The organism is Rhizobium sp. Root274 (genome assembly GCF_001429245.1).
Taxonomy (GTDB): domain Bacteria; phylum Pseudomonadota; class Alphaproteobacteria; order Rhizobiales; family Rhizobiaceae; genus Allorhizobium.
This window is the reverse complement of the sequence record NZ_LMJE01000007.1, coordinates 752,749-779,038: the sequence shown is the minus strand read 5'-3', so window position 1 is coordinate 779,038 and position 26,290 is coordinate 752,749. Positions and strand designations below refer to the sequence as shown.

Genomic DNA, 26,290 nt, shown 5'->3' with positions numbered 1-26,290 from the left:
ACCCGCGCCGTCTTTGTTTTTGGAACAAGCGAGACAATCGGCGGGGCGCATATAAGGAACAATCGATGCGTTGAACCGTCGCATGGCGGCTTGTCGCATTGAACGCAGGGAACAAGGCTATACTTGACTTCTGTCACCTCGGAGCCTGTTTCTCGTTGCGAGGTCGAACAACGAAGGATGCAGTCATCATGTTCGAAAACTTCGACGCACAGATCCTCGCGCGGATCCAGTTCGCGTTCACGGTCTCCTTCCACATCATCTTCCCCGCCTTTTCCATCGGTCTGGCCAGCTATCTGGCCGTGCTGGAAGGTCTCTATCTGTGGAAGAAGGACAAGGTCTATCTGGAGCTCTTCGACTTCTGGAAGACGATCTTTGCGGTCGCCTTCGGTATGGGGGTCGTGTCCGGGATCGTCATGTCCTATCAGTTCGGCACCAACTGGTCGGTGTTCTCCGACAAGGCCGGGCCGGTGATCGGGCCGCTGATGGGTTATGAAGTGCTCACGGCCTTCTTCCTCGAAGCTGGCTTCCTGGGCGTCATGCTGTTCGGCCGGCAGAAGGTCGGGCCGGGGCTGCATTTCTTTGCAACACTGATGGTGGCGATTGGCACGCTGATCTCGGCCACCTGGATCCTGTCCGTCAATTCCTGGATGCAGACGCCCGATGGGTTCGCGATCAACGAGGTCGGCCAGTTCGTTCCGGTAGACTGGTGGAAGATCGTCTTCAACCCGTCCTTTCCTTATCGCCTGACGCATATGGTGATCGCCGCCTACCTCACCACCGCCTTCGTGGTGGGTGCGGTCGGCGCCTGGCATCTGCTGCGCGGCACGGCGCCTCGTCGCTCCGGCGTGATGTTCTCGATGGCCATGTGGATGGCGGCGATCGTCGCCCCGATCCAGATTGCCGCCGGTGACGCCCATGGTCTCAACACGTTGGAGCATCAGCCGGTCAAGGTCATGGCCATGGAAGGCCATTTCGACAGCCATCCGGACGGTGCGCCCCTCATCCTGTTCGGCATCCCGAACACGGAAGAAAAGCGCATCGACTATGCGGTCCAGATCCCCAAGCTCTCCAGCCTGATCCTCAAGCACGATCTCAATGCACCGCTCGACGGGCTGGATACCGTGCCTGATGACAAGGAGCCGCCCGTTGCGATCGTCTTCTGGTCGTTCCGCGTCATGGTCGCGATCGGCTTTGCCATGCTCGGCGTCGGCCTGTTCTCGCTCTGGTGTCGCTGGAAGGGTACGCTCCTTGAGAACCACTGGATGCACCGCGTGGCACTGGTAATGGGCCCCTCCGGCTTCGTCGCCGTGCTTGCCGGCTGGATCACCACGGAAGTCGGCCGCCAGCCCTATACGGTCTATGGCCATCTGCTGACGGCTGATTCGATCTCGCCGATCGCAGCGCCCGCTGTTGCCGCCTCGCTGATCGCCTTCGTCGTGGTCTACTTCGTCGTCTTCGGTGCCGGCACCTTCTACATCCTGCGCCTGATGGCCCGCCTGCCGCGCGATCCGATGCCGGATCTCGACGACGGCCCGATCCGCTCGTCCGGCATCACGCCGGCCGCCCAGCCCGGTCACCATGGAGGCAAACATGCCCATTGATCTTCCCTTCATCTGGGCCGGCATCATCGCCTTTGCCGTGCTCGCCTATGTCATCCTCGATGGCTTCGATCTCGGCATCGGCATCCTCTTCCCCTTCTTCCCGGAGAAGCACGAAAAGGACCTGATGATGAATTCGGTGGCGCCGGTTTGGGATGGCAACGAGACCTGGCTGGTGCTGGGTGGCGGGGGACTGCTTGCCGTCTTCCCGCTCGCCTATGCGACCATCCTACCCGCCATCTATGCCCCGATCATTCTCATGCTGCTCGGGCTGATCTTCCGCGGCGTCGCCTTCGAATATCGCTGGCGCACGAAGCGGGCGGAGCACCTGTGGAACTGGGCCTTTACCGGCGGGTCTGTCGTTGCCGCCTTCTTTCAGGGCGTGGCGCTCGGTGCGCTGGTGCAGGGCATTCCGGTTACCGATCGTGCCTATTCCGGCGGCTGGTGGGACTGGCTGACGCCGTTTTCGATCGCTACCGGCCTCGCACTCCTGGCCGGCTACAGTCTGCTCGGCGCCACCTGGCTGGTGATGAAGACGGAAGGCGAGATTGCGGAAAGGGCCAAGTTCTTCGCCGTTCGCCTGGCCTTTGCGACCGTTGCCGCCATGGGTGTCTTCAGCCTCTGGACGCCGTGGCTGGAGCCCGCCTATCTTGATCGCTGGTTCGGCTATCCGACGATGATCTTTTCGGTGATCGTGCCGCTGATGGTGCTCGGCTGCCTCTGGGTGATCGTCTCGGGTCTGCGCAATGGCCGCGACGTGCAGCCTTTCGTGGCGGCACTCGGGCTTTTCGTGCTCGGTTACGCCGGCATCGGGATTTCCTTCTATCCCTATATCGTGCCGACCTCGCTCACCATCTGGGAAGCGGCGGCCCCCGATTCCAGCCTCTCCTTCCTGCTGGTCGGCGCCGTCGTGCTGGTGCCGATGATCCTGTGCTACACGGCCTATGCCTATTGGGTTTTCCGCGGGAAGCTCAACCCTGACGAGGGCTATCACTGATGGAAAGGCGCCAGACACTCAGCCGGCTGCTGTGGTTTGTCGGCCTGTGGGCGGCCGGTGTGGGCACGATCACGGTCGTCGGCCTGATCATCAAGTTCTGGCTGAGAGCCTGACCCGGTCACTTCAATTTCAATCAATAATTGACCGCCCGACCTTCAAAAGAGGCCGGGCGGTGTCCATATGGGCTGCAAGGCCTCTGGGCCACGATCGTTCGAGGAGGAGGGGAGATCCCCATGCGACAATACGGAAAATTCTTTGCGACGCTTGCTCTCGGCATGATGGTGACGCTGATGGCCGTCGACTTTGCCGAAGCACGTCGCGCCAGTGGCGGCTTCGGCAGCCGCGGCACGCGAACCTTCAGCCAGCCGTCGATCACCCGCACGGCGCCAGCGCCGGCAGCGCCGATCGAACGCACGATGACTCCGCGCACGAACACCACCCAACCAGGCGCCAACCAGACAGCGACACAAGGGTTCAACCGTCCGGGCGGTTTGTTCGGTGGTCTGGCCGGTGGCTTGATGGGCGGCCTGTTGCTCGGCGGGTTGTTCGGCATGCTGATGGGCACCGGCTTTGGCGGCGGCTTCGGGATGATCGGGCTGTTGCTGCAGGGCCTGCTGATCTTCTTCCTGGTGCGCTTTGCCATGCGCGCCTTTGCCAATCGCCAGCCGGCGTCGGCCGGTGCTGGCAATGGCCCCGGCATGGGCGGCTTTGGCGGGCTTGGTGGCCTGACGCGCGACAATCAGAGCGATGCCGGCCGATCCAGCTTCCAGATCCCGAAGATCGGCGGCGGTGGTGCTGCCGCAGCCTCTGCCGCCCGTCCGGGCCAGCCGGATGAGCTTGGCATCACCCAGGGTGACCTCGAACGCTTCGAGCAGTTGCTGAAGGACATGCAGGCGGCCTTTGCGGCCGAGGACTATGGCACGCTGCGCCGGATCACGACGCCGGAAGCCATGTCGTATCTGGCGGAAGAACTGAGCGAGAACGCCACCAAGGGCGTGAAGAACGTCGTGCGCGACGTGCATCTGGTGCAGGGTGACGTGGCCGAAAGCTGGGCCGAGGACAAGGCCGAGTATGCGACCGTCGCGATGCGCTACGAGGCTGTCGACTATATGGTCGACCGTCAGACGAATGCGGTGATCGAGGGCGATCCGAATGTTGCGTCTGAGTCCGTCGAGATCTGGACCTTCGTCCGTCGCCCCGGCACGCTCTGGCAGATTTCGGCGATCCAGAGCGCGAATTGATCTGACCTGCTTCTGTCGTTCAAACCTCCCCGTCGGGTTCGGCGGGGAGGTTTTTTGTTCGGTGGGCATGTTTGGCGTCGAGCTTGGGGTACCCCCCTCGGTCCTGCCGGACATCTTCCCCACGAGGGGGGAGAGCGGGGCGCGGATACGCCTCGGCTCAATCGAGCGAAGTTGTGATTGGATAGCCGGTTATTCCGTGGGGTGACCGAAAGCGCCTGCGGCCACTCTCCCCCCGTGTGGGGGAGATGTCACGAAGTGACAGAGGGGGGTACCCCTCGCACCACGCTCAGCTATTTACTTATTTCACCCTCACCCCGGGCACTGCTGCAGCTGCCGCGCATAGGTATAGGTGATCTCGGTAAACCGCTTGGCGCCCTTCAGCGCTTCCGGACGGTTCTTGTAGGCGCCGCGCAGGTAGCCGGTGAGACCGGAATGATAGGCGAGGTAGAGATTATAGGGGTCGTTAAGCTGGATCTTCAGCTTGTCTGCCGTCTCGCGGTGATACCAGCCAATGAAACGGATCGCGTCGGCGAAATCGGTGCGGCGGGCGCCCCAGCGGCCGGTTTCCTGGCGGTAGCGATCCCAGGTGCCGTCGAGCGCCTGGGAATAACCATAAGCGGAAGAGGCCCGCTTGCCGGGGATGAAGCCGAGATACCATTTGCGCGGCGGCTTGGCGTTATGGCGGAAGCTGGATTCCGTGTAGATCGTCGCCATCAGGATCGGCACCGGCACGCCGTATTCGCGTTCGGCTGACACGGCGGCGCGACGCCAGTTGTTGAACAGGCCGTCGCGCTGCTCAAAGATCGCGCAGGCGTTGCGCGTCTGGGAGGGCGGCTTGGCGCAGGCCGACAGCATCAGCATGACGCCGAGGGCGGATATGAGAGCGGTACGCATGACAAAACCTCGCTACAGGCCCGTCATTGTATTCACTAAAATTTAACGAAAGGTTTTCCGGTCGGCCCCTCGATCTGGCATCCCCAGATCTGGCCCTTGATCTGGGAACAGTGCCTGCTCGGACGTCTTGGACGGTTGCATCTTCTCTCGGGAAAATGCCCCGGGCTGCGTTGACGTCTGTCGCATTTGCGACCAGTCTGCGGCTTTCGTGTCGGAACGGCGAGGAGGGGTGACGGGTTCACCTTCGTATCCGGCAGGAAGACAATATCAGGGAACGAGGACGCGGCCACCATGCAGCAAGTCGGCATCGGCATCATCGGATGCGGTAATATATCAAGCGCTTATTTGAAAACCCTGCCGCAGTTTCCGATCCTGAAGGTCTGCGGCATCGCCGATCTGAATGCCGATCTGGCAGCAAGCCGAGCTTCGGAATTCAACGTTCCGGCACGCTCGATCGACGAGCTCTACGCCGACCCGGACATCAGCATTATTCTCAACCTGACGGTGCCGAAGGCGCATGTCTCGGTGGGGCTGAAGGCGCTCGAAGCCGGCAAACATGTTTATTCGGAAAAGCCGCTCGGCGTCACTTTCGCCGAGGGCAGGACGCTGGCTGAGACAGCGCGGGCGAAGGGGCTTCGCATTGGCTCGGCGCCTGACACCTTTCTTGGCGGCGCGCATCAGACGGCGCGCGCGCTCGTGGATGATGGCGCGATCGGCCAGCCGATCGGCGGCACGGCGTTCTTCATGTGCCCCGGGCATGAGCGATGGCATCCCAATCCGGATTTCTACTACGAGGCAGGCGGCGGGCCGATGCTCGACATGGGGCCGTATTACATCACCGATCTCGTCAACCTGCTCGGCCCTGTCGAGAATGTGGCGGGCTTTGCCACCAAGGTGCGCGACGTCAGAAAGATCGGCAGCGAGCCGCGCCGGGGCGAGGTGATCCCGGTGCATGTGCCGACCCATGTCACGGGGCTCATGTCCTTCGTCAACGGCGCCGTGGTGCAGATCTCCATGAGCTTCGACGTCGCCGGCCATCGCCACACGCCGCTCGAAATCTACGGCACGGAGGCGACGCTGATCGTGCCCGATCCCAATCACTTTGGCGGCGACCTTTTCCTTTTGCCTGTCGTCGGCGAAGCGCAGGGCAAGCCGGTGAGCCTGCCTTATGCGGAGGGCAACTGGCGCTCGCTGGGGCTCGCCGACATGGCGCATGCAATCATCAAGGATCGTCCGCATCGGGCGAATGGCGATCTCGCGCTGCATGTGCTCGAAGTCATGGAGGCCTTCCAGACAGCTTCCGACCGGGGCGAAACCGTCGCCATCACCACCCGCGTCGAGCGGCCGGCGCCGCTTTCGCATTCGCTCATTGATGGCCGTCTCGGCCGCTGACCACTCGTTATTTCAAAAAGGATTTTATCATGCGTCAGGCTCTGATCTGCTGGGGCGGCTGGGACGGGCATCAGCCCGAACAATGCGCGGCCCTCGTCTCCGACATGCTGCAGGCGGAGGGCTTTTCCGTCCGCGTCGAGCCGGGCACGGCGGCCTTTGCCGATCCCGCCATTCGCGACTACAGTCTGATCGTGCCGATGCTGACGATGACCAAGATCGAGAAGCCGGAGATCGAGAACCTAGAGCTCGCCATTCGTGGCGGCGTCGGCCTCGGCGGCTTCCACGGGCAGGCCGGCGACAGTTTTCGCGACTGCGTCCAGTATCAATACATGATCGGCGGCCAATGGGTCGCCCATCCCGGCAATATCTATGATTACACGGTCAACATCGTGAAGCCTGAGGACCCGCTTGTGTCAGGCATCGGCGATTTCCCCTATCGCTCCGAGCAGTATTACATGCATGTCGACCCCAACAACGAGGTGCTGGCGACGACGCGTTTTACCGGCGAACATGATGCCTGGATCGACGGGCATGTGATGCCGGTCGTCTGGAAGCGCCGCCATGGACAGGGGAGGGTGTTCTACTCTTCGCTCGGCCACCAGGCGGCGGAGTTCGAGGTGCCGCAGATGCGGGAGATTGTGCGGAGAGGGCTGGTCTGGGCGGCGCGGTGAGGGGGATTAGTGTTATGCTAAGACTCTGAATTGCTTCAGTTCGTCCAAGCGCCAAGTCCTGCCACTCTTAACAAGCGTGCCTTCGGCCATGACTGGCTTGCCTTCTTTGTGGGCATCGACTGCGTCAAGGTATGACTCCGGTGAGAGTGTAAGCTTTACGTGGATGAGTAAATCTTCTTCATTAACCCAGCTAACCTCTATTTCGCGCTTCGCGCCTTCCTGTAGCAAATCAGCGGGATTGCCTTCGCTCTCAAGTCTTTTCACCCTCCCAACGATGCTTGCTGGTCGAGGCGGGTCGTCGACTCGCAGCGCTTTGGATGCGGTTTTGAGTATGTCCACGTGCCGCTCTTCCAGTGAAATCTCCGCCATCCGCGAGGAAAAAGCGGTATTCCATTCAGGAGAGAACCTCACCGTCATGTCAATTTTCGCTACACCTACGTCTTCGATCAATGCGACCAAAGCATCGCACATGTTCGCGCTTAGGTCGCTGCTTTCGTGAATTATGATCCCAGGGTCATCAGCAAGAGTTGCTTTTTTCAAAGCGAGCATTCCGCGCACCATTCGCTCGATCACCGTTCGTCCAAATGGACGTTCAGCTGTATCGTCAAAAAGGTCTGGTGAATTGTTCAGGCCTAGAGGTGATTCAATCTGGAACCCAAAGCTGCCGCGAAATGTGTGTCCGAAGCGGCATGTTTCGGAGTAATCTGTGGCTTCCTTAAGGGTTCTCTTGAAAGACCGCTCTCCAACCAGCTCCGTGGTTGCCGAAACTGCAAGCAACGATCGCATCTTATCTATGTACTCGGATGCAATCTTTAGCTGTATGGTTTCGTTTCTCACATATTCGTCAGGTATACGGCTTGATATGATATCATAAGCTAGGGCGCGTATTTCGGCTACCACGTCAGTTGGATGCTTTTCGTAGAACTCTGAAATGGTGGTGATGGCGAGTTCAACGTCTCGGGAGAACGACGACTTCTCGTAGTTGAGGAATACCTCTACCGGCAAGCTATCAATCGAGTCTGGAAAGTATATTCTCCGCAGATTGCTTTTAGTCGTGCTCACGCTCCAGCCCTGATTTGTCAGGTAGCGCTCAATCATACGAGGTTCTAGGTTGAAGCGAGGGCTGTGTGTCGGCATCATGCAGCCTCCCCGTCGCCGACCTTTCGCCGACGCTCAGCCTCCAAAAGTTCGCGCAGCGCGTCGGCAGTGAATACATTGGAGCGAGGAATGAGAATTTTTCTTGTCGAATTTTCATTCGTGACCGGTTCACCGCTCAATACTGTGTAGTAGCAGCATTTTCTGAGCGTCATGTATTCTTCTGAGAATTCCACCCATGTTTCGTCTTCGGGCGGCAGACACAACAGAATTAGTACTGCGCCTACTCCGTCTGGATCTCTGGTAACTAGGTCGTTGTAAGTTTTCGACTCTAGATTATATCCAATGTTGGTGTCTTCAATGTTCCAGCTTTTTGTGGCCTTAAGTTGGTAGTCTAGCGGGAAGCTGCTCTCGATTCTTCGATTTCCGCGTATTGTTACCGGTCTGAAAGTCCCGTCAATGCCATAGTCGAATGCACGCTCTCCAGTGCAATTCACCCCGGCTCTACCGGCGATGGCATGGACAAAAGCTCTACTTAAGCTCTCTTTTGTATGCTGAACTGTAATCATCGATCTCACGCTCCCCCAGGGGCGATTACAGCTCAAATTGATTGACGATTCAATAAATTTCGCGCGTAGGTGGTGCGCTCTTGCTGCCGGATCTTCAATGCGAACCCGTCTACATCTAGGAATAGCATGGGTATGCTTACAGGAGAACTTTGGTAGCGGGGGGCGGACTTGAACCGCCGACCTTGGGGTTATGAATCCCACGCTCTAACCACCTGAGCTACCCCGCCACACATCGAACATTCGGGCCTTGAAGCCGTCGCCGTCCGAAGCGATGGGCGGCTTATAAGGCGAGGGTCCGATCAAAGTCAAGCGCGTTGAAAGCAAAAAGGATTGTGCTTTCCACCGCAGCAGACATCCCTCTGCTCAGGCCGCCACCGGGCTTGCCAGAAGCGCCTTCAGCGAGGCTTCCGCCGTGCCCGAACGTTCAGACCGCTCGATGAAACCGCCACCATAGACGCGGGCGTCGGCGCCGGGTGCCGAATAGAGCACGCAGGCCTGGCCGGGGGCGACGCCGGCTTCGCCAATCTCGAGATCGACATAGACGCCGCGTTCGTCGGCATGCAGCACGGCCGGGGTCGGCGGGCGGGTGGAGCGGACCTTGGCGAAGCAGGGCATGCCGTCTGCTGCGTCTTCCGCCAGCGTCCGGTCGCCCAGCCAGTTGATGTCGCGCAGATAAACGCGGTGGGTTTCCAGCGCTTCCTTCGGGCCGACGATGACACGGCGCGAGCGGGCGTCGAGATAGATGACATAGAGCGGTTCGCCGGTGGCGACGCCCAAGCCCTTCCGCTGGCCGATGGTGTAATGCAGGATGCCTTCGTGGCTTCCGAGCACGCGGCCGTCGAGATGCACGATGTCGCCGGCAAGCGCCGCATTCGGCTTCAGCTTGTTGATCACGTCGGCATATTTGCCCTGGGGCACGAAACAGATGTCCTGGCTGTCGGCCTTCTGGGCGACGACGAGGCCCATGTCTTCGGCGAGCTTCCGGGTCTCCGCCTTGGACATTCCGCCGAGCGGGAAGCGCAGATAGTCGATCTGCTCTTGCGTGGTAGCAAAGAGGAAGTAGCTCTGGTCGCGCTCGCTGTCGATCGGTCGGAAGAGGGCGCGGTGGCCGGGATCGTTTGCCAGCGGCACGGACTTCGAGCGGATGTAATGACCGGTTGCCAGCGCGTCGGCGCCGAGTTCTTTCGCGGTCGCAAGCAAATCAGCAAACTTGACCGTCTGGTTGCAGGCGACGCAAGGGATCGGCGTTTCGCCGGCGACATAGCTTTCCATGAACGGGTTGATCACGGTATCGCGAAAACGCTGTTCGTAGTCGAGCACGTAATGCGGGATGCCAAGCGTTTCGCAAACGCGGCGGGCATCGTCGATGTCCTGGCCGGCGCAGCAGGATCCGGCGCGGTGGACGGCGGCGCCATGATCGTAAAGCTGCAGCGTGATGCCGAGGACGTCATAACCCTCGCGCTTCAGGATGCCGGCGACGACGGACGAATCCACGCCGCCCGACATGGCGACGACAACGCGCGTATCTTCCGGTCTCTTGTCAAAATCCAGCGTGTTCACGGGCTTCGTCTCTGTGCTTCATGCGACCGTTGATGATCCCTTATCTGCGGGAGTGTGGCCGAGTCTGCCGGGCTTTTTCGCCCGCGGCCGCTGCCGGTCTGATTGTTGACGGATATAGAAAGGATTGCTTGTTCATGCAAGAGCAGCGATTCGCGGGCAGGGGTCCGCTTGAGGAGGACATCCATGCCCGTTCAGATGACCGTCACTGCGCAAAGCTTTCCCATCGCCGGGACGTTTACGATTTCGCGCGGCTCGAAGACCGAGGCGAAGGTGGTCACGGTGCGGCTGACCGATGGCATGCATGTCGGGCAGGGCGAATGTGTGCCCTATGCGCGGTATGGTGAAACGGTGGAGAGTGTGGTCGAGGTGCTTTCGGCGCTGGTGCCTGAGGTGGCCGCCGGGCTGGATCGTGCCGGGCTGCAGATCCGGCTGAAGCCGGGTGCGGCGCGCAATGCGCTCGACTGCGCCTTCTGGGATCTGGAGGCGAAGCGGGCGGGGAAGCCGGTCTGGCACCTTGCAAAGGTGCAAGAGCCGAAGCCGCTGTCGGTCACCTATACGCTCTCGCTGGGCACGCCGGAGAGCATGAAGGCTGCGGCGGCAAAGGAGGCGCACCGACCGCTCTTGAAGGTCAAGCTCGGCGGCGAGGGAGATATCGAGCGCATCCGGGCGGTGCGGGCGGGCGCGCCCAGATCGGCCATTATCGTCGATGCCAATGAGGGCTGGAGCGTTGAGCAATACAAGGCGCTGGCGCCGGTCTTTCTCGATCTCGGGGTGAAACTGGTCGAACAGCCGTTCCCGGCAGGCGACGACGGTGCGCTTCTCGGCCTCGATCGTGTCCTGCCGGTTTGTGCCGACGAGAGCTGCCATGACACGGCCTCGCTCGGCGCCCTCAAGGGCAAGTATGACGCCGTCAACATCAAGCTCGACAAGACGGGCGGGCTGACGGAAGCGCTTGCCATGCGGGATGCGGCGGTGGAGGCGGGCTTTCAGATCATGGTCGGCTGCATGGTCGGCTCGTCGCTCGCCATGGCGCCGGCCTTTCTGGTGGGCCAAGGGGCGGCGTTTGTCGATCTCGACGGGCCGCTGCTTTTGGCGCGGGATCGGGAGCCGGGGATTGTCTATGACGGGGCGATCATGGCGGTGCCGCCCGTGGGGCTTTGGGGGTAGGCCAGAAGAAAGTCCCCTCCCAAACCCTCCCCACAAGGGGGAGGGCTTAACCCAGCCGCGCCGTCTGAGCCTGGCACCAACCTGCGACTAGATGTGGCGGAAGGGCAGCCGCGAGTCCTCTCCCCCCTTGTGGGGGAGATGGCCGGCAGGCCAGAGGGGGTCTTGTTCCTGACAGCAAAATGCGAGCCGAACCTCAGGCCATCGCCATCCAGATCATGTGCTTCTTGCCACGACCTGTCCTGCCTGCTCTAACCGGAATCTCTTCAACGACATAGCCAGACCCCTTGAGGCGCTGGGTGAAGCGCGGGTCGGGTCCTTGCGACCAGACGGCCAGCACGCCGCTTTTCGTCAGCGCCGTCTTGGATTTGCGAATCCCGTCATAGGCATAGAGGCCGTCATTCTCTTCGCGCGTCAGACCGTCAGGGCCATTGTCGACATCGAGCAGGATGGCGTCAAACTGGCCCCTGGATTTGGCGATCAGGGCGCCGACATCGCCGACATGGATGGTCACGCGCGGGTCGTCGAGGCTGCCGGCATAGATCTCGGCCATCGGGCCGCGTGCCCAGTCGACAACGGCGGGCACGAGTTCGGCGACGGTGACCTTGGCGTCCTGAGGCAGGACGGCCAAGGCTGCGCGGAGCGTAAAGCCCATGCCGAGGCCGCCGATCAGGATATGCGGGCGCTTATGGGTGGCGATGCGCTCGATGGCGAGGGTGGCGAGCGCTTCTTCCGAGCCGCTGAGCCGGCTGTTCATCAGCTCGTTGGTGCCGAGCATGATGGAGAATTCCGTGCCGCGTTGCTTCAGGCGCAGCTCTCCGCCGCCGGGAATCTGGGCCGTGTCGAGCTGGATCCAGGGCAGCATGGGGACGTGTCCTTTTCTGTGTCTTGCCTCCCCGTATCACGGGCCATGCGGCCGGTTCAACGGTGCCTCCGTACCATCCGGGATGAAATGAGGCTTGCGGCGTTCGTCCATCCGGGGCTAGCTCTTGGGGACGAGCCGAGACTGCGCGGTGGGCTTCAAGCGATCCGCCGAAGCCTTCAGTTTTCTTGCCCGACCAGAACTCCAGGAGACTGCCCATGCCCGCCCCCGTCAATACCTTCAAGGCTGCCCTCCAGACCCGTGGTGATCTGCTCACCGGGCTCTGGGTGGCGCTGGCCAATCCGCATTCGGCGGAAATCTGCGCCGGGGCCGGCTTCGACTGGATCCTCATCGATGCCGAGCACGGGCCGAACGACATTCCGCTGATAGCCGCCCAGCTTGCTGCGGTCACCCGTCATGCCGCGCATCCGGTGGTGCGATTACCGGTGGGCGAGGTCTGGATGATCAAGCAGGCGCTCGATATCGGTGCGCAGACCCTGATGATCCCGATGGTCGAAACGGCCGAGCAGGCGGCGCTGCTCGCCAAGGCACTGCGTTATCCGCCCGACGGTATCAGAGGCATGGGCGCGAGCCTCGGCCGCGCCTCGAACTTTGGCCGGATTGCTGACTATGCCGAAACGGCCAATGATCAGGTCTGTCTGATCGCGCAGATCGAAAGCCGCCTCGGCGTGGAGAATGCCGAAGCGATCCTCGCCACGGAGGGTGTCGATGCCGTGCTGATCGGACCAGCCGATCTATCCGCCGACATGGGCTATCGCGGCAAGGCGACGGTGCCCGAGGTGATGGAGACGGTGGAGGCGCTGATCGGCAAGATCAAGGCTGCGGGCAAGCCGGCAGGCATCATGACCGGAGACCCGGAGATGATCACGCTCGCGCGCCGCGCCGGGGTGCGTTTCATGGCAAATGCCACGGATACGGGGCTGCTTGCCAAGGCTGCCGCTGCCATGGCGGCTGAGATGCGCAATCCGGAGGCGGCGTCGAAGGGCGGCATATCGTCGGGCTCTGGCGGCTACTGATAGTCCGCCCGGTTGATGCCGTGGCGTTGCAACTTGTCATAGAAGGTCTTGCGCGGAATTCCGAGCGCTTCGATGGTTTCGCGCACATCGCCTCGGGTCTGGCGCAGCGTCTCGCGGATGAGCGTCGCCTCGTGCTCCTCCATGCGTTCGGGCAGGCTGAGACCGGGCGTTGACGCCGGCATGTTTTGCGGGGGCGCCTGGGTGACGCCCAGAACCACGCGTTCGGCGAAATGGGCGAGTTCGCGGACATTGCCGGGAAAGACGTGGGTGTCGAGATGGCGGCTGACCTCCGCCGTCATCTGTGGCAGATCGCGGCGGAAACGCTCGGCGGCGCGGGCGGCAAAATGGGCAAACAGCAACGGGATATCGGCCCGACGTTCGCGCAGCGGCGGGATCGAGATCGTCACGACATTCAGGCGGTAATAGAGGTCCTCGCGGAATGAGCCACGCGACTGCGGATCGCCGAGATCGACCTTGGCGGCGGCAACGACGCGCAGGTCGACGGGCCGGATCTCGTTGGTGCCGAGCGGGCTCACCTCGCGCATTTCCAGAACCCGCAGCATCTTCACCTGGGTGGAAAGCGGCATGCTCTCGATCTCATCGAGGAAGAGCGTACCGCCGCTCGAATGCTCAATGCGGCCGATGCGCTTCTTCTGCGCACCGGTGAAGGCGCCTTGTTCATGGCCGAAGAGTTCGCTCTCGATGACGGTGTCGGGAAGCGCCCCGCAATTCAGCGCGACGAAGTTGCCCCTGGCGCGGCGGCTCCAGCGATGCAGCAGCGTTGCCACCACTTCCTTGCCGCTGCCGGTCTCGCCGGCGATCAGCACGTCGACATCGGTGTCGGCGATCTGGCGCAGCGTCTGGCGCAAATGCTCCATGGCCGGCGTCTGGCCGATCAGCGGAAGGTCGTCCTGGGGGGCAGATGCCGCCTCGCGCAGTCGGCGGTTTTCCAGCACCAGCCGGCGTTTTTCCGCCGCCCGCGCCACGCTCTGCACGAGACGGTCGGCGGGGAAGGGTTTCGGGATGAAATCATAGGCGCCGTCCTTGAGCGCTTTCACCGCCATGTCGACGTCGCCATGACCGGTGATCAGCAGCACGGGGAGGTCGGGGTCGAGGGCATGGATGCGGGCGAAGAGTTCGAGCCCGTCCATGCCGGCCATGCGGATATCGCTTATGACTACCGCTTTGCTTTCGACCGACAGCTGGGCAAGCGCTTGCTGTGCGCCGGCAAAGTCGCGCACCGCATAACCTGCAAGTTCCAGCGTCTGCCGCGTGGCGCGGCGCAGATCCGTGTCGTCGTCGACCAGAATGATCTCGATGCCTGCGGTCAAGACTCAGCTCTTTTCAGTGTGACGGTGAAGGTTGTGCCGGCAGCAGAGCTTTCGCCGGTGATCGTGCCGCCATATTCGGTGACGATGTCGCGCGCAATGACCAGTCCGAGGCCGAGGCCGCTGTCCTTGGAGGTGTTGAAGGGGATGAACAGGTTTTCGCGGATCGCGGCCGGAATGCCGGGACCATTGTCGCGCACGGCGATCACCACGTCAGCCTGATCGACGTGCACCACCTGCACCTCGATCTTGGCGCCGTCGCGGCCTTCAAGCGCTTCGAGTGCATTTTGCAAGAGATTGATCAGCACCTGTTCGAGGCGTACCCGCTGGCCTGTGACGGCGAGATCGTCCGGGATGGGGCCGATGACCAGCATGTCCATGCTGCCGGAAAAGCGGCTGCGCAGCAGGAACAGCGCGCCTTGCACGGCCGCTTTCAGGTTGACCGGCTCTGCCACCAGCCGTCCCTTGCGGGCAAGGCCGCGCAATTGGCTGGTGATGGTGCCGATGCGGTCGGTGAGGTCGGCGATGAGGCCGAGGTTCTGGCGGGCGGTCGTTGTGTCGCCGCGATCGAGGAAGGCATGCGCATTGTCGGCATAGGCGCGGATGGTGGCGACCGGCTGGTTGATCTCGTGGGCAACGCCGGCTGCCACCTGGCCGAGGATCGCCAGTCGGTTGGCCTGGACGAGATCCTGCTGGACGCTCTGCAGCCGGGCGTCTGTCGCGTGGTGTTCGGCAATCTCCGCCTGGAGGCGGTCGCGCGCTTCTGTGAGTTCGATGGTGCGGCGGCCAACCTGGCGTTCGAGTTCCGCGCGAGCCGCCTGTTCTGCGGCACGGCGACGGGACGCCCGGCCGCTCAGATAAAGCAGCCAGGCGGCAGCGGCAATCAGGGGTACACCGATGGTAACCGCAATCAGGCGACCTTCCCAGATGCCGGCATCGAGCGCAGCCACAGCGGGGGCCAGGACATGCAGGGTCCAGAGGGTGCCGGGCACCGCCATGGTGGTCGCATAATGGGGCTCGCTGGGCAGGCCGCCGCCCATGTCCGTCGCCACCATCTTGTATCCGGCAAGGTCGAAGAGGGACCAGATGGGGATGGGGGTGAGCGGCGCCTCACCGAATTGCAGGCTGTCGCGGATCTTGCTCAGTTCCTTCGGCGGAATGTCGGCGATGGTCAGGAAGCGCCAGGCATTCTGGCTGGTGATCAGCACGATTCCATGGCTGTCGGTGACGAAGGTGAGTTTGCCGGAACGGCGCCAGCTTTCCTCCAGTTCGCCGAACTCGACCTTGACCACGACGACGCCCAAGGCTTTGCCATCCTCACCCGCCACGCGCCGGGACAGGTAGAGGCCGGGCCTGCGGCTGACGCTGCCGAGCGCATATTGCTCGGCGCTGCCTTTGGCAAGGGCGCTGCTGAAATAGTCGCGAAAGCCGTAATTGCTGCCGACGAAGCTGTCCGACTGATTCCAGTTGCTGGCCGCAATCGCCGTGCCGTCGAGCCGGATGACATAGATGGCCGAGGCACGGGTTTCCTCCGCGAGGCTCTGCAGTTTGCCGTTCAACCGGGTCAGATCCTGAGGCTGCTGGCTCACCAGCGTTCGAGCAAGATCCGGATCGCCTGCCAGCACCAACGGCAGACTGCGCGAGCGGTCAAGAACGGCGAGAAGCAGCGCGCGCTTCAACTCGGCATCCGCTTCGGCCTCTTCCACCACGCCGACAATGGCGGAACGCTTGAAGGCTTCTTCGCTCGCAAACAGGCCAGCCCAGAGCAGTCCGACCGAAATCAGCACGAATGCGATCCAGCGGCGGGAGAGCAGGGGATGCAGAAATTTCAAGCGCATAGCCAGCTCGGTGGTTGTGACACAGCTATTTGTGCGGTTTTTCGCACAAAATGCTAGGTACCTTGTGTGAATTTTCGCATGTTTGGGTTCGGTTCCTCCTGCAGTATATCTCATGAATCTCTAAAAATCAGTGCGTTATCGGACATCTCTGAGACTGGCACGCTGCTTGCTGACCCAGAATGTCAGGCGGCAATGGGCTGCCTTAACGTGCAGCAACGGCCCGGGAGGGCGGAACTCGTTCCGTCAGGGCGACGATGGAGGAAATCATGCAGATCGATACCGCAGGGCACGCGCCCACGGGGCGGCAGCCCTTCTACAAGCATCTTTATGTCCAGGTTCTTGCGGCTATTGCCGCGGGCATCCTGCTCGGCCATTTTTATCCTGAGATCGGCGCGCAGTTGAAGCCCCTCGGCGATGCCTTCATCAAGCTCGTCAAGATGATCATCGCCCCGGTCATCTTCCTGACGGTCGCGACCGGCATTGCCGGCATGACCGACATGAAGAAGGTCGGCCGCGTCGCCGGCAAGGCGATGCTCTACTTCCTGACCTTCTCGACGCTGGCGCTGATCATCGGCCTCGTCGTCGCCAATGTCGTCCAGCCGGGTTCCGGCATGCATATCGATCCGGCGACCCTCGACGCCAAGGCCGTCGCGACCTATACCGAAAAGGCGCATGACTCGACCGTCGTCGGCTTTTTGATGAACATCATCCCGACGACGATCGTCGGCGCCTTTGCCGATGGCGACATCCTGCAGGTGCTGTTCTTCTCGGTGCTGTTCGGCATTTCGCTGGCGCTCGTCGGCGAGCGTGGCAAGCCGGTCACCGATTTTCTCCAGGCGGTCATCGCACCGGTCTTCAAGCTGGTCGCCATCCTGATGAAGGCTGCACCGATCGGTGCCTTCGGTGCCATGGCGTTTACCATCGGCAAGTATGGCATCGGCTCGGTCACCAATCTCGCCTTCCTGATTGGGACCTTCTACCTCACGTCCTTCCTGTTCATCATCGTGGTTCTGGGTGCTGTTGCCCGCTACAACGGCTTCTCGATCCTGTCGCTGATCCGCTACATCAAGGAAGAGCTGCTTCTCGTTCTCGGCACATCGTCTTCGGAAGCCGCCCTGCCGGGCCTGATGAACAAGATGGAAAAGGCTGGCTGCAAGCGCTCGGTCGTCGGTCTGGTGATCCCGACCGGCTATTCCTTCAATCTCGACGGCACCAACATCTACATGACGCTGGCGGCGCTGTTCATCGCCCAGGCGACCGATATCCATCTGTCGCTTGGCCAGCAGATCCTGCTGCTCGCGGTCGCCATGCTGAGCTCGAAGGGTGCTGCCGGGATCACCGGCGCCGGCTTCATCACGCTGGCTGCCACGCTCTCGGTCGTGCCGTCGGTGCCGATTGCCGGGATGGCGCTCATCCTCGGCATCGACCGGTTCATGTCGGAATGCCGCGCCATCACCAACTTCATCGGCAATGCTGTCGCAACCGTCGTCGTCGCACGCTGGGAAGGGGAGCTTGACGAGACGCTTTTCCATGCCGCACTCGGCGGCAAGGTTTTGGAAGAGGGTGACCTTCAGCCGACCCTGCAGCCCGCGGAATAATCTTTCCGCGCCGACCCAAGACGGCGTGCGGAACTGAAGCGCGGCCCGGCACCTGTCGGGACGCGTTTTCTGTTTTAAGCTTACTCGGCCGCGATGATGTGGAATTCCTGACGCTCGCCCGGATGCTGGGCCTTGCTCATCAGATAGATCAGACAGCTCGTTCTCAGCAGAGAGGCGAAGTTGGAGACCGATCCGTTGATCTCCAGCGCCTCGTCATAAAGCGTCGAGAGGAAGCGAGAGGTGGAGAAATTCTGGCTGGCGGCAATCTCGTCGATCAGCACCCAGAATGCGGCTTCCAGCTGGATGCTGGTGGAATGGCCTCCAATGCGGACCGAGCGGTTGACCGCACGGTAGCGTCCCGGATCCTGTCCCGCAAAGACTTCACACATGGCATGCTCCTCCCTGATTTGGTTTATGGCGCAGTCTTCTGATTTTCTCCCATTATGTTGCGGGCGGCCCCCTTGGTCAATTTCGCTATTCGCTAAACTGCCTCGCTTGGCTGTGAAGAATGTCGGTCCGCGAGGCTGAAATAATTCTCCTGCGGTAATGGGCTGCTACCCGCCATTGGGCAAATCACGACATTCTCTCACCATGACATCTGTCAGTTTGCAAGGAGAGCCCATTGGCGAAAATGATACATTCGATGATCCGCGTCCTGGAGGAGGAGCGCTCGCTTTCCTTCTACACCCAAGCCTTCGGGCTGGAGATCGCGGACCGTCTCGACTTCGATACTTTCACATTGATCTATCTGAGCAATTCGGAGAGCGAATTCGAGCTGGAACTGACGGTCAACAAGGGCCGCGAGGAGGCCTATGACCTCGGCAACGGTTATGGCCATCTTGCCGTCAGCGTGTCGGATCTGGATGCCGAGCATCAACGGCTGACGGATCTCGGCTTGAACCCGAACAAGATCGTCGAGTTCAACCGGGATGGGGCGCTGCTCGCGCGGTTCTTCTTCATCACCGATCCGGACGGATACAAGATCGAGGTCCTGCAGCGGCACGGACGCTACAAATGATCGTGCGACCGGGGGAAGAGGAGCTCCTGGTCTCACATCCTGCAGCCGGCGGGCGCGGTTTCGCGCCAGCCTTCGGTGACGGCAGCATGCCGTCGCGCATCATCTCATGGGAGGAGAATGACGTGGTTACGATACTCGACAAGACCGGCGGCATGTCCCGCCGTCAGCTGCTGAAGACGGGTGCGGCGGGTGCCGTGCTGATGATCACGGGCACGGCGGTCATCTGTCCCGAGCAGGCCTGGGGCCTGGAGGCCTCGGCGCTGAAGCCGGACACGCTTGCGACGCTCATCAAAATGGCGCGTGACATCTATCCGCATGACCAGCTCGCCGACCGCTTCTATGCGGCAGCCGTCAAGGGCCAGGACACGATGGCGGCGAAAGACGAGAAGCACAAGCTACTGATCGAAGACGGCATTGCCGATCTCGACAAACGAGCCGGTGCCGGTGGCTATCGTGGTCTTGGCTGGGAGGATGAGCGCGTGGCGATCCTGCGCGATATCGAGACGACGCCCTTCTTCCAGGCGGTGCGCGGCGACCTCGTGGTCAGCCTCTATAACCAGAAGGAGATCTGGCCGATCTTCGGCTACGAGGGCGAGTCCTATTCCAAGGGCGGCTATATCGAGCGCGGGTTCAACGACATCACCTGGCTCTGAGCGACCTTAAAGACACGCATTCATCGTCGCCGGAAGGAGGCCCATCGCAGATGGGAACGGCGGCGCTTACCCTATCGACTGATTTTCCCGGGAGGAAAACATGGCAGCGCCCTATGATCTCAACGACGACAGCGTGGTCGTCATCATCGGTTCCGGTGCAGGCGGCGGCACGCTTGCCAACGAACTTGCCCAGAAGGGCATCGACGTGGTCGTGCTCGAAGCCGGTGCGCGCATCGAGCACGAAGACTTCATCAACGACGAGTGGGACAGCTTTGCCCAGCTCGCCTGGCTCGACCATCGCACGACCGGCGGCGGCTGGCGCGTGTCCAAGGATTTTCCCAATCTGCCGGCCTGGATCGTCAAGGCCGTCGGCGGCACCACCACCCACTGGGCCGGTGCTTCGCTCCGCTTCCAGGAGCACGAGTTCAAGACTCTCACGAATTACGGCAAGGTCGAAGGCGCCAATCTGCTCGACTGGCCGATCACGCTTGCCGATCTCGAACCTTACTATGCCAAGGCCGAAGACAAGATGGGGGTCACCCGCACCAACGGCATCGAGGGTCTGCCGGGCAACAACAATTTCAAGGTGTTGAAGGCCGGCGCGGACAAGCTGGGTTACAAGGAATGTCACACCGGCAATATGGCGATCAATTCCGCCGATCGCGACGATCGGATCTCCTGCCAGCAAACGGGCTTCTGTTTCCAGGGCTGCAAATGGGGCGCCAAATGGTCGACGCTCTATACCGAAATCCCGAAGGGGGAGGCGACCGGCAAGCTGGAAGTGCGGCCGAATTCCCATGTCGTCAAGATCGAGCATGACGCGAGCGGCAAGGTGACGGCCGTCGTTTACGCCGACAAGGACGGCAAGCTGCAGAGCCAGAAGGCCCGCATCATCTGTGTTGCCGGCAATTCGATCGAAAGCCCGCGGCTCCTGCTGAACTCCGCCTCCTCGAAGTTTCCCGATGGTCTCGCCAATTCTTCCGGCCAGGTCGGCAAGAACTACATGCGCCACACGACCGGTTCGGTCTATGCCGTGTTCGACAAGCCTGTTCATATGTATCGCGGCACGACCATGGCCGGCATCATCCGAGACGAGGCACGCCACGATCCGTCGCGCGGTTTCGTCGGTGGCTATGAGTTCGAGACGCTGTCGCTGGGCCTGCCCTTCATGGCAGCCTTCCTCGATCCGGGTGGCTGGGGCCGCTCCTTCACCTCGGCGCTCGACAATTACGCGAATATGGCCGGTCTCTGGATCGTCGGCGAAGACATGCCGCAGGAGCAGAATGCGGTGAAGCTGCATGGGGAGCTGAAAGACAAATATGGAATGCCGATCCCGGATGTGTGGTTCACCGATCATCCGAACGACATTGCCATGCGCAATCATGCCTACAAGCAGGGTGTCGCCCTTTACGAAGCCGTCGGTGCGCACCGTGCCTTCCCGACGCCGCCCTATCCGTCGACGCACAACCTCGGCACAAACCGCATGAGCGAGAAGGCGCAGGACGGCGTGGTCAACAAACACGGCCAGACGCACGACATCCAGAACCTGTTCGTCTCGGATGGCAGCCAGTTCACCACGGGGGCGGCGGAAAACCCGACGCTGACCATCGTGTCGCTGGCGATCCGTCAGGCAGATTACATCGCCGAGCAGATGGGCCAGGGCACGATCTGATCCATCCCGACATTACCCGAACCTCCCTGCGGGCGGTGGTAGCCTTTCGTGGCTACGCCGCCCGGCTTTTTGTCTGGTATCAGGAGGTGCGGGTGGTGACGAAGGCACGGGCCTTGTCGGTGGTGCGGCGAACCGCTGTGCGCAGACGCCTCGGCAAAGGCGGGCGGTCCTCGGCGACCGTCATGGCATTGCCGCGCCAGACGAAACCGTTGCCGAACCAGGCGGCGACGAAGAGCACTGGAAGGGCGAGATCGCGCAGCAGCATGGCGGGCAGGGCGCGCGCGCCATTGGGCCACTGATAGGCGCGGGAGAGCAATGCCTCGGCGCCATACCAGAGGGCGAGGTAAACCGGGACTGCCAGTAGGGGAAGAGCGCCCGTGATCGACAGGGCAATGACGGCAGTGGCCGGCAGGGCGGCACCGGTCAGGATTTCCGGCAGGAAATAGAGCGGGAAGGAAGCGCGACGCAGGCGCGCCCAGCGCAGCTGCCGCTTCCAGACGGCGGACAAGTTGCGGCGGCCGAGCGGTTGTTCGAACGGCTGGGTGACGAGGCGAACGGTGAGGCCGGCATTGCGGACGAGCAAGGTCGCAGCCGCATCTTCGGCGACCTCCTCGCCGAGGCGCTCGAAGCCGCCCAGTTCGCTCATCAGGTGGCGGTTAAACAACATCGACTTGCCTTGGGCAAAGCCGAAGCCCATGCTATCGGCGAGGAGCTGCCACCTGGCCTGAAAACTGTTCAGCCAGACGCTCTCGACCATGGCGCCAAAGCCTTGCGGCTCGGTGCCGACGGGGGGCGAGCAGACGAGGCCGGTTTCTTCATCCCAGCGGGACAACATCCGGGTGAAATGGTCCGGCGGCATCAGCACATTGCTGTCGGCGAGCACGATCCAGTCATGCCTGGCCGAGCGCCAGCCTTTGACGAGATTGTTCATCTTCGGATTGACGCTCATGCGGTCTTCGCCAATGAGCAGGCGGGCGGGAACCTGGGGATACTTTTCGATCAGGCGCCGAGCGGTTGCGGCGGCTGGATCGCCTTCCTCGGCCACGCAGAAGATGATCTCGTATGTCGGCCAGTCGAGCGTGAAGGAGGAGGCAAGACAGCGCTCCAGATTGTTTTCCTCGCCGCAGATGGGCCGCAGCAGGGTCACCGGTGGCCGCGTGGCCAGATGGTCGCTGCCCGTGCGGTTGCGCTGTCGCCAAACGAGTGCCAGGGCAACGCTGCCCAGCTGGACGACAAGGGCGGTCGCGGCAAACCAGATCAGCAGTGTCATGGCGCATCCTCGGAAACGGTGGCCACCGATAACATCCGAGTGTGACAGTTCGGCGAAAGCAGTCTGTCGCTGATTGCCGACGTCGCGTGAACTGCCGTCACGTTGACATCCGCGCCCCGCAGCACTTTATCCTTCTGTTGCATGGCAGGTAAAAGGAAGACGAGGATGGCCGCAGAGGTGAAGCTCGAAGACAGCTGGAAAGCGGCTCTCGGGGATGAGTTCGACAAACCCTATATGCGGGAGCTCAAGGATTTTCTGAAGGCGGAAAAGGCGGCCGGCAAGCACATCTTTCCCAAGGGGTCGGAATATTTTCGCGCACTCGATCTAACGCCACTTGATCAGGTGAATGTGGTGATCCTCGGCCAGGATCCTTATCACGGTGCGGGTCAGGCCCATGGTCTGTGCTTCAGCGTGCAGCCGGGCGTGCGCATCCCGCCGTCGCTCGTCAATATCTACAAGGAAATGCAGAGCGATCTGGGGATTGCGCCGGCGCGGCATGGTTTTCTCGAACACTGGGCAGAGCAGGGGGTGCTCCTGCTCAACAGCGTTTTAACGGTAGAGGAGGCGCGGGCTGCATCTCATCAAGGGCGTGGCTGGGAGCAGTTCACCGATCAGGTCATCCGCCGAGTCAATGATGACTGCGAAAACGTCGTCTTCCTGCTGTGGGGCTCCTATGCGCAGAAAAAGGCGGCCTTTGTCGATAGCAACCGGCACTTGGTGTTGAAGGCGCCGCATCCGTCGCCGCTGTCGGCCCATAACGGGTTCTTCGGCTGCCGTCATTTCTCGAAGGCCAATGCCTATCTTGAAGCCAAAGGTCTGCTTTCCATCGACTGGAAACTACCGGAACAACCTGTTTCAACAGCCGCTTAATTAGTAGAGTGAAGACTATACGTTAGAAATACATGATATTTTCACTATAGTTCGGCTTTTACAGCCGGACGTTAGTGGATTTCTCAATAACGATCGTCAAAATCAGACCATTCTTTCGTTCCTTTTCAGGTTCTCTGCATGATCCCTTCCTTGCCGGGTTTGCCCGTGTGGCGCCGCCCTGCCAGCATGCCGACGTTCGGGTTTATCGAGGGCCAGGTGGACCTGCTCGTGATCGGCGCCGGCTATCAGGGGTTGTCGGCGGCCTATCATGCGGCGCGTCAGGGGCTGAAGGTTCAGGTCATCGAGGCGCGGGGGCTCGGGGACGGTGCCTCCGGCGTCAATGGCGGTCAGGTAATCCCGGGTCTCAAGCATGATCCGGAAACGCTCCGCCAGTTGCTGGGCGAGGAGGCGGGGCAAAGGCTTGTCGATTTTTCCGCGGGCACGGCCGATGCGGTCTTCGACCTGATCCATAGCGAAGGTCTCGATGTCGAGCATCAGCGGAACGGCTGGATCCTTGCAGCCCATACGCAGACGGCGGTGCAGGCGGCCGTCCAGCGAAACCGGCAATGGCGAAAGCGCGGCGCCGATGTCATGATGCTCAATGCGGCGGAAGTCGCGTTTTTGACCGGAGCCCGAGGCTATTGCGGGGGATGGCTCGACCGGCGGGCCGGGATGGTCAATCCGCTGGCGCTGGTCTTCGCACTGGCGCACCTTGCCACCCTGTCCGGTGCCGGTCTGTTGCTCAACGAGGCGGTTACCAGCCTGCACCAGCGCGGGTCCTTGTGGGCGGCCTCCACCGATCGCGGACGGACGCTTCTCGCCAGGAAGGTGCTGGTCGCGACCAATGCCTTTTCGGGCACTCTTGTTAACGGCCTCGCGGAAAGCCTGGTCTGGCTGCATTCCTTCCAGATCGCCACCGCCCCTTTGCCGAGTAGCCTGCTGGACCAAGTGCTGCCGGGCGGACAGCCCGTGTCCGACAGCCGGCGGATTCTCGTCTATTACAGGCGCAGCCCGGATGGCCGCCTCGTTGTGGGGGGGCGCGGGCCGATGCGCGAGCCGCGTTCCGCGGAAGACTGGGCCCATCTGGAGCGGGCGATGCTGCGGCTATTTCCGGCGCTTCGGGACGTGCCTGTAACCCATCGCTGGTTCGGTCGGGTTGCCATGACGCCGGACTATCTGCCGCATGTGCACGAACCGGCGCCGGGACTGTTCATGGTCGCGGGCTGTCAGGGGCGCGGCATCGGCTTGATGACAGCGCTCGGCCCAAGCCTTGCCGCCTATGCTGCATCCGGCGATGCGCGGGTGCTGCCGCTGCCGGTCACGCCGCTTCGCCCGATCCCGTTTCATCGGTTCCGATGCATTGGTGTCGCGGCCCATGTGGCCTGGTACCGTTTGCTGGATAGCCTGGAACGCTGAAATGCAAGCATGGTTGGGGATAGCCTTGGCTGCAACGCAGCCTTGCTTGCAGTCCTGAGCCGCATCACCAATAGTGATCCGTCAATTCTTTTGTCCGCCCTGGAGGCTCGATGTCCAACCATCTGAAATTCTTTATCGACGGCGCATGGGTCGACCCGATGGTGCCGGCGCTGCTGGACGTCATCGACCCCTCGACTGAGGAAGCCTTCACGCAGATCTCGATCGGCAGCAAGGGGGATGTCGATCGGGCGGTTGCCGCCGCGAAAGCGGCCTTCGCGACATTTTCCGTGACCGAGCACGCCGAGCGCCTGGCGCTGCTCAAGCGGATCCTCGAGATCTATAACGAGCGTTATGAGGATATCGCCCAGGCGGTCAGCCGCGAGATGGGGGCGCCGATCGGCTTTGCCCGCGAGGCCCAGGCCTGGGCCGGACGCGCGCATCTGGAATCGACCATAGCTGCCTTCGCAGAATTCGAGTTTTCCGAGCTGCGAGGCTCGACGCTTGTGGTGCGCGAGCCGATCGGCGTCTGTGCCCTGATCACACCCTGGAACTGGCCGCTCAACCAGATCGTCTGCAAGGTTGCGCCCGCGATTGCAGCGGGCTGTACGGTCGTGCTGAAGCCGTCGGAAATTGCGCCGATTTCCGGTGTCATCTTTGCCGAAGTGGTGGAGGCTGCCGGGACGCCGAAGGGGGTGTTCAACCTCGTGCAGGGGCGCGGCCCCGATGTCGGTCAGGTCATGGCGGGGCATCCGGATGTCGACATGGTCTCGTTCACCGGTTCGACCCGCGCCGGCATCATTGTCGCGAAGACGGCAGCCGATACCGTCAAGCGCGTGGCGCAGGAACTGGGCGGGAAGTCTGCCAATATCATCCTGCCCGATGCCGATCTGGAGACCGCTGTGCGCAAGGGCGTCGAGGGATGCTTCGGCAATTCCGGCCAATCCTGTGATGCGCCGACCCGCATGCTGGTGCCGGCCGAATGGCATGACGAGGCACTGCTGATTGCCCGCGAAGCGGCGGAAGCGCATACGGTCGGCGATCCCCGGGCCGAGGGCACGGTTCTCGGACCTGTCGTCAGCGAGGTTCAGTTCAACAAGATCCAGCGGCTGATTGAAACCGGCATTGAGGAGGGAGCGCTGCTCGTCACCGGTGGTCCGGGCCGGCCGGAAAATCTCAATCGTGGCTATTATATTCGCCCCACCATCTTTGGCCATGTCACGCCCGACATGACCATCGCGCGCGAGGAGATCTTTGGCCCGGTGCTGTCGATCCTGTCATACGAGACCGAAGAGCAGGCAATCGAGATTGCCAACGACACCGTCTACGGGCTGGCGGCCTATATCCAGTCCGGGGATCTGGCGCATGCGCGGCGGGTGGCGGCCCGGATGCGGGCGGGTTCGGTCTATCTCAACTACCCGGACTGGGACACGATGGCACCTTTCGGCGGCTACAAGCAGTCGGGCAATGGCCGCGAATATGCGGACTGGGGCATCCACGACTTCCTAGAGATCAAGGGCATCGTCGGCTATGGCAGCTGACGCAGCATG

General features: G+C 61.8%; 23 protein-coding genes and 1 tRNA gene. 14 read left to right on the top strand and 10 right to left on the bottom strand.

Annotated elements, in window-relative coordinates; translation table 11 throughout:
* The first annotated feature begins 188 nt into the window (after positions 1-188).
* The 3 genes from ASE36_RS12710 to ASE36_RS12700 all read left to right on the top strand — a co-directional run bounded on the left by ASE36_RS12710 (position 189) and on the right by ASE36_RS12700 (position 3,836).
* The gene (locus ASE36_RS12710; protein WP_062279843.1) at positions 189-1,601 is read left to right on the top strand and encodes a cytochrome ubiquinol oxidase subunit I; all 1,413 of its coding nucleotides are present in this window, start codon (positions 189-191) and stop codon (positions 1,599-1,601) included.
* Positions 1,591-2,595, top strand: a complete 1,005-nt coding sequence (gene cydB / locus ASE36_RS12705; protein ID WP_062279840.1) for a cytochrome d ubiquinol oxidase subunit II — start codon at positions 1,591-1,593, stop codon at positions 2,593-2,595. The genes ASE36_RS12710 and cydB overlap by 11 nt, the downstream gene beginning before the upstream one ends.
* A gap of 233 nt (positions 2,596-2,828) precedes the next feature.
* Positions 2,829-3,836 (top strand): TIM44-like domain-containing protein, encoded by a 1,008-nt coding sequence (locus ASE36_RS12700; RefSeq protein WP_062279838.1) that lies wholly within the window; start codon positions 2,829-2,831, stop codon positions 3,834-3,836.
* Positions 3,837-4,145: 309 nt separating this feature from the next.
* Here the strand turns inward: ASE36_RS12700 and ASE36_RS12695 are convergent, their stop codons facing one another.
* Positions 4,146-4,730 (bottom strand): transglycosylase SLT domain-containing protein, encoded by a 585-nt coding sequence (locus tag ASE36_RS12695; protein ID WP_062279836.1) that lies wholly within the window; start codon positions 4,728-4,730, stop codon positions 4,146-4,148.
* Between the two features lie 291 nt (positions 4,731-5,021).
* Here ASE36_RS12695 and ASE36_RS12690 point away from each other — a divergent pair, with 291 nt between their 5' ends.
* Entirely contained in the window at positions 5,022-6,122 is a 1,101-nt protein-coding gene (locus tag ASE36_RS12690) for a Gfo/Idh/MocA family protein (protein WP_062279834.1), read from the top strand.
* Positions 6,123-6,151: 29 nt separating this feature from the next.
* Positions 6,152-6,793 carry a ThuA domain-containing protein gene (locus ASE36_RS12685; RefSeq protein WP_062279831.1) on the top strand — a complete coding sequence of 214 codons (642 nt, stop codon included), beginning with the start codon at positions 6,152-6,154 and terminating at the stop codon, positions 6,791-6,793.
* A gap of 12 nt (positions 6,794-6,805) precedes the next feature.
* Here the strand turns inward: ASE36_RS12685 and ASE36_RS12680 are convergent, their stop codons facing one another.
* The 4 genes from ASE36_RS12680 to mnmA all read right to left on the bottom strand — a co-directional run bounded on the left by ASE36_RS12680 (position 6,806) and on the right by mnmA (position 10,017).
* Positions 6,806-7,891 carry a hypothetical protein gene (locus ASE36_RS12680; RefSeq protein WP_062279829.1) on the bottom strand — a complete coding sequence of 362 codons (1,086 nt, stop codon included), beginning with the start codon at positions 7,889-7,891 and terminating at the stop codon, positions 6,806-6,808.
* A gap of 38 nt (positions 7,892-7,929) precedes the next feature.
* Entirely contained in the window at positions 7,930-8,457 is a 528-nt protein-coding gene (locus ASE36_RS22225) for a DUF4365 domain-containing protein (protein ID WP_082511045.1), read from the bottom strand.
* 150 nt (positions 8,458-8,607) lie between these two features.
* Positions 8,608-8,684: transfer RNA gene (locus ASE36_RS12675), tRNA-Met, on the bottom strand.
* A gap of 136 nt (positions 8,685-8,820) precedes the next feature.
* Entirely contained in the window at positions 8,821-10,017 is a 1,197-nt protein-coding gene (gene mnmA, locus ASE36_RS12670) for a tRNA 2-thiouridine(34) synthase MnmA (protein ID WP_062279827.1), read from the bottom strand.
* 183 nt (positions 10,018-10,200) lie between these two features.
* Here mnmA and dgcA point away from each other — a divergent pair, with 183 nt between their 5' ends.
* Positions 10,201-11,184, top strand: coding sequence for an N-acetyl-D-Glu racemase DgcA (dgcA, locus tag ASE36_RS12665; RefSeq protein ID WP_062279824.1), 984 nt, complete (start codon positions 10,201-10,203; stop codon positions 11,182-11,184).
* Positions 11,185-11,377: 193 nt separating this feature from the next.
* Here the strand turns inward: dgcA and ASE36_RS12660 are convergent, their stop codons facing one another.
* Positions 11,378-12,046 carry a spermidine synthase gene (locus tag ASE36_RS12660; protein WP_062279822.1) on the bottom strand — a complete coding sequence of 223 codons (669 nt, stop codon included), beginning with the start codon at positions 12,044-12,046 and terminating at the stop codon, positions 11,378-11,380.
* 215 nt (positions 12,047-12,261) lie between these two features.
* On the opposite strand from ASE36_RS12660, the gene ASE36_RS12655 reads away from it, so the two are divergent.
* Positions 12,262-13,080 (top strand): HpcH/HpaI aldolase family protein, encoded by an 819-nt coding sequence (locus tag ASE36_RS12655; protein WP_062279820.1) that lies wholly within the window; start codon positions 12,262-12,264, stop codon positions 13,078-13,080.
* Here the strand turns inward: ASE36_RS12655 and ASE36_RS12650 are convergent.
* Positions 13,074-14,411: a sigma-54-dependent transcriptional regulator gene (locus tag ASE36_RS12650; protein ID WP_062279817.1), complete on the bottom strand. Its 1,338-nt coding sequence runs from the start codon at positions 14,409-14,411 to the stop codon at positions 13,074-13,076. The genes ASE36_RS12655 and ASE36_RS12650 overlap by 7 nt on opposite strands.
* Positions 14,408-16,246, bottom strand: coding sequence for a sensor histidine kinase (locus tag ASE36_RS12645; protein WP_244474732.1), 1,839 nt, complete (start codon positions 16,244-16,246; stop codon positions 14,408-14,410). Before ASE36_RS12645 ends, ASE36_RS12650 begins: the two co-directional genes overlap by 4 nt.
* Positions 16,247-16,512: 266 nt before the next feature.
* Between ASE36_RS12645 and ASE36_RS12640 the strand changes: the two genes are divergently transcribed.
* A complete protein-coding gene (locus ASE36_RS12640) occupies positions 16,513-17,844 on the top strand; it encodes a dicarboxylate/amino acid:cation symporter (protein WP_156378642.1) in 1,332 nt (443 codons plus the stop codon).
* Positions 17,845-17,924: 80 nt separating this feature from the next.
* Here ASE36_RS12640 and ASE36_RS12635 read toward each other — a convergent pair whose 3' ends face one another.
* Positions 17,925-18,233, bottom strand: a complete 309-nt coding sequence (locus tag ASE36_RS12635; RefSeq protein WP_062279813.1) for a ribbon-helix-helix domain-containing protein — start codon at positions 18,231-18,233, stop codon at positions 17,925-17,927.
* A 233-nt stretch (positions 18,234-18,466) separates the two neighbouring features.
* Here ASE36_RS12635 and ASE36_RS12630 point away from each other — a divergent pair, with 233 nt between their 5' ends.
* From ASE36_RS12630 to ASE36_RS12620, 3 genes are all read left to right on the top strand, one after another.
* Positions 18,467-18,862 (top strand): VOC family protein, encoded by a 396-nt coding sequence (locus tag ASE36_RS12630; RefSeq protein ID WP_062279811.1) that lies wholly within the window; start codon positions 18,467-18,469, stop codon positions 18,860-18,862.
* A gap of 122 nt (positions 18,863-18,984) precedes the next feature.
* Positions 18,985-19,515 (top strand): twin-arginine translocation signal domain-containing protein, encoded by a 531-nt coding sequence (locus ASE36_RS12625; protein WP_062281337.1) that lies wholly within the window; start codon positions 18,985-18,987, stop codon positions 19,513-19,515.
* A 100-nt stretch (positions 19,516-19,615) separates the two neighbouring features.
* The gene (locus ASE36_RS12620; protein ID WP_062279808.1) at positions 19,616-21,187 is read left to right on the top strand and encodes a GMC family oxidoreductase; all 1,572 of its coding nucleotides are present in this window, start codon (positions 19,616-19,618) and stop codon (positions 21,185-21,187) included.
* Positions 21,188-21,266: 79 nt separating this feature from the next.
* On the opposite strand, the gene ASE36_RS12615 is transcribed toward ASE36_RS12620, so the two are convergent.
* Entirely contained in the window at positions 21,267-22,457 is a 1,191-nt protein-coding gene (locus tag ASE36_RS12615; protein ID WP_062279806.1) for a ceramide glucosyltransferase, read from the bottom strand.
* A 165-nt stretch (positions 22,458-22,622) separates the two neighbouring features.
* Here ASE36_RS12615 and ung point away from each other — a divergent pair, with 165 nt between their 5' ends.
* The 3 genes from ung to ASE36_RS12600 all read left to right on the top strand — a co-directional run bounded on the left by ung (position 22,623) and on the right by ASE36_RS12600 (position 26,281).
* Positions 22,623-23,327: a uracil-DNA glycosylase gene (ung, locus tag ASE36_RS12610; protein ID WP_062279804.1), complete on the top strand. Its 705-nt coding sequence runs from the start codon at positions 22,623-22,625 to the stop codon at positions 23,325-23,327.
* Positions 23,328-23,465: 138 nt separating this feature from the next.
* Positions 23,466-24,743: an NAD(P)/FAD-dependent oxidoreductase gene (locus ASE36_RS12605; protein ID WP_062279801.1), complete on the top strand. Its 1,278-nt coding sequence runs from the start codon at positions 23,466-23,468 to the stop codon at positions 24,741-24,743.
* Between the two features lie 110 nt (positions 24,744-24,853).
* Entirely contained in the window at positions 24,854-26,281 is a 1,428-nt protein-coding gene (locus ASE36_RS12600; RefSeq protein WP_062279798.1) for an aldehyde dehydrogenase family protein, read from the top strand.
* Positions 26,282-26,290 lie beyond the last annotated feature (9 nt).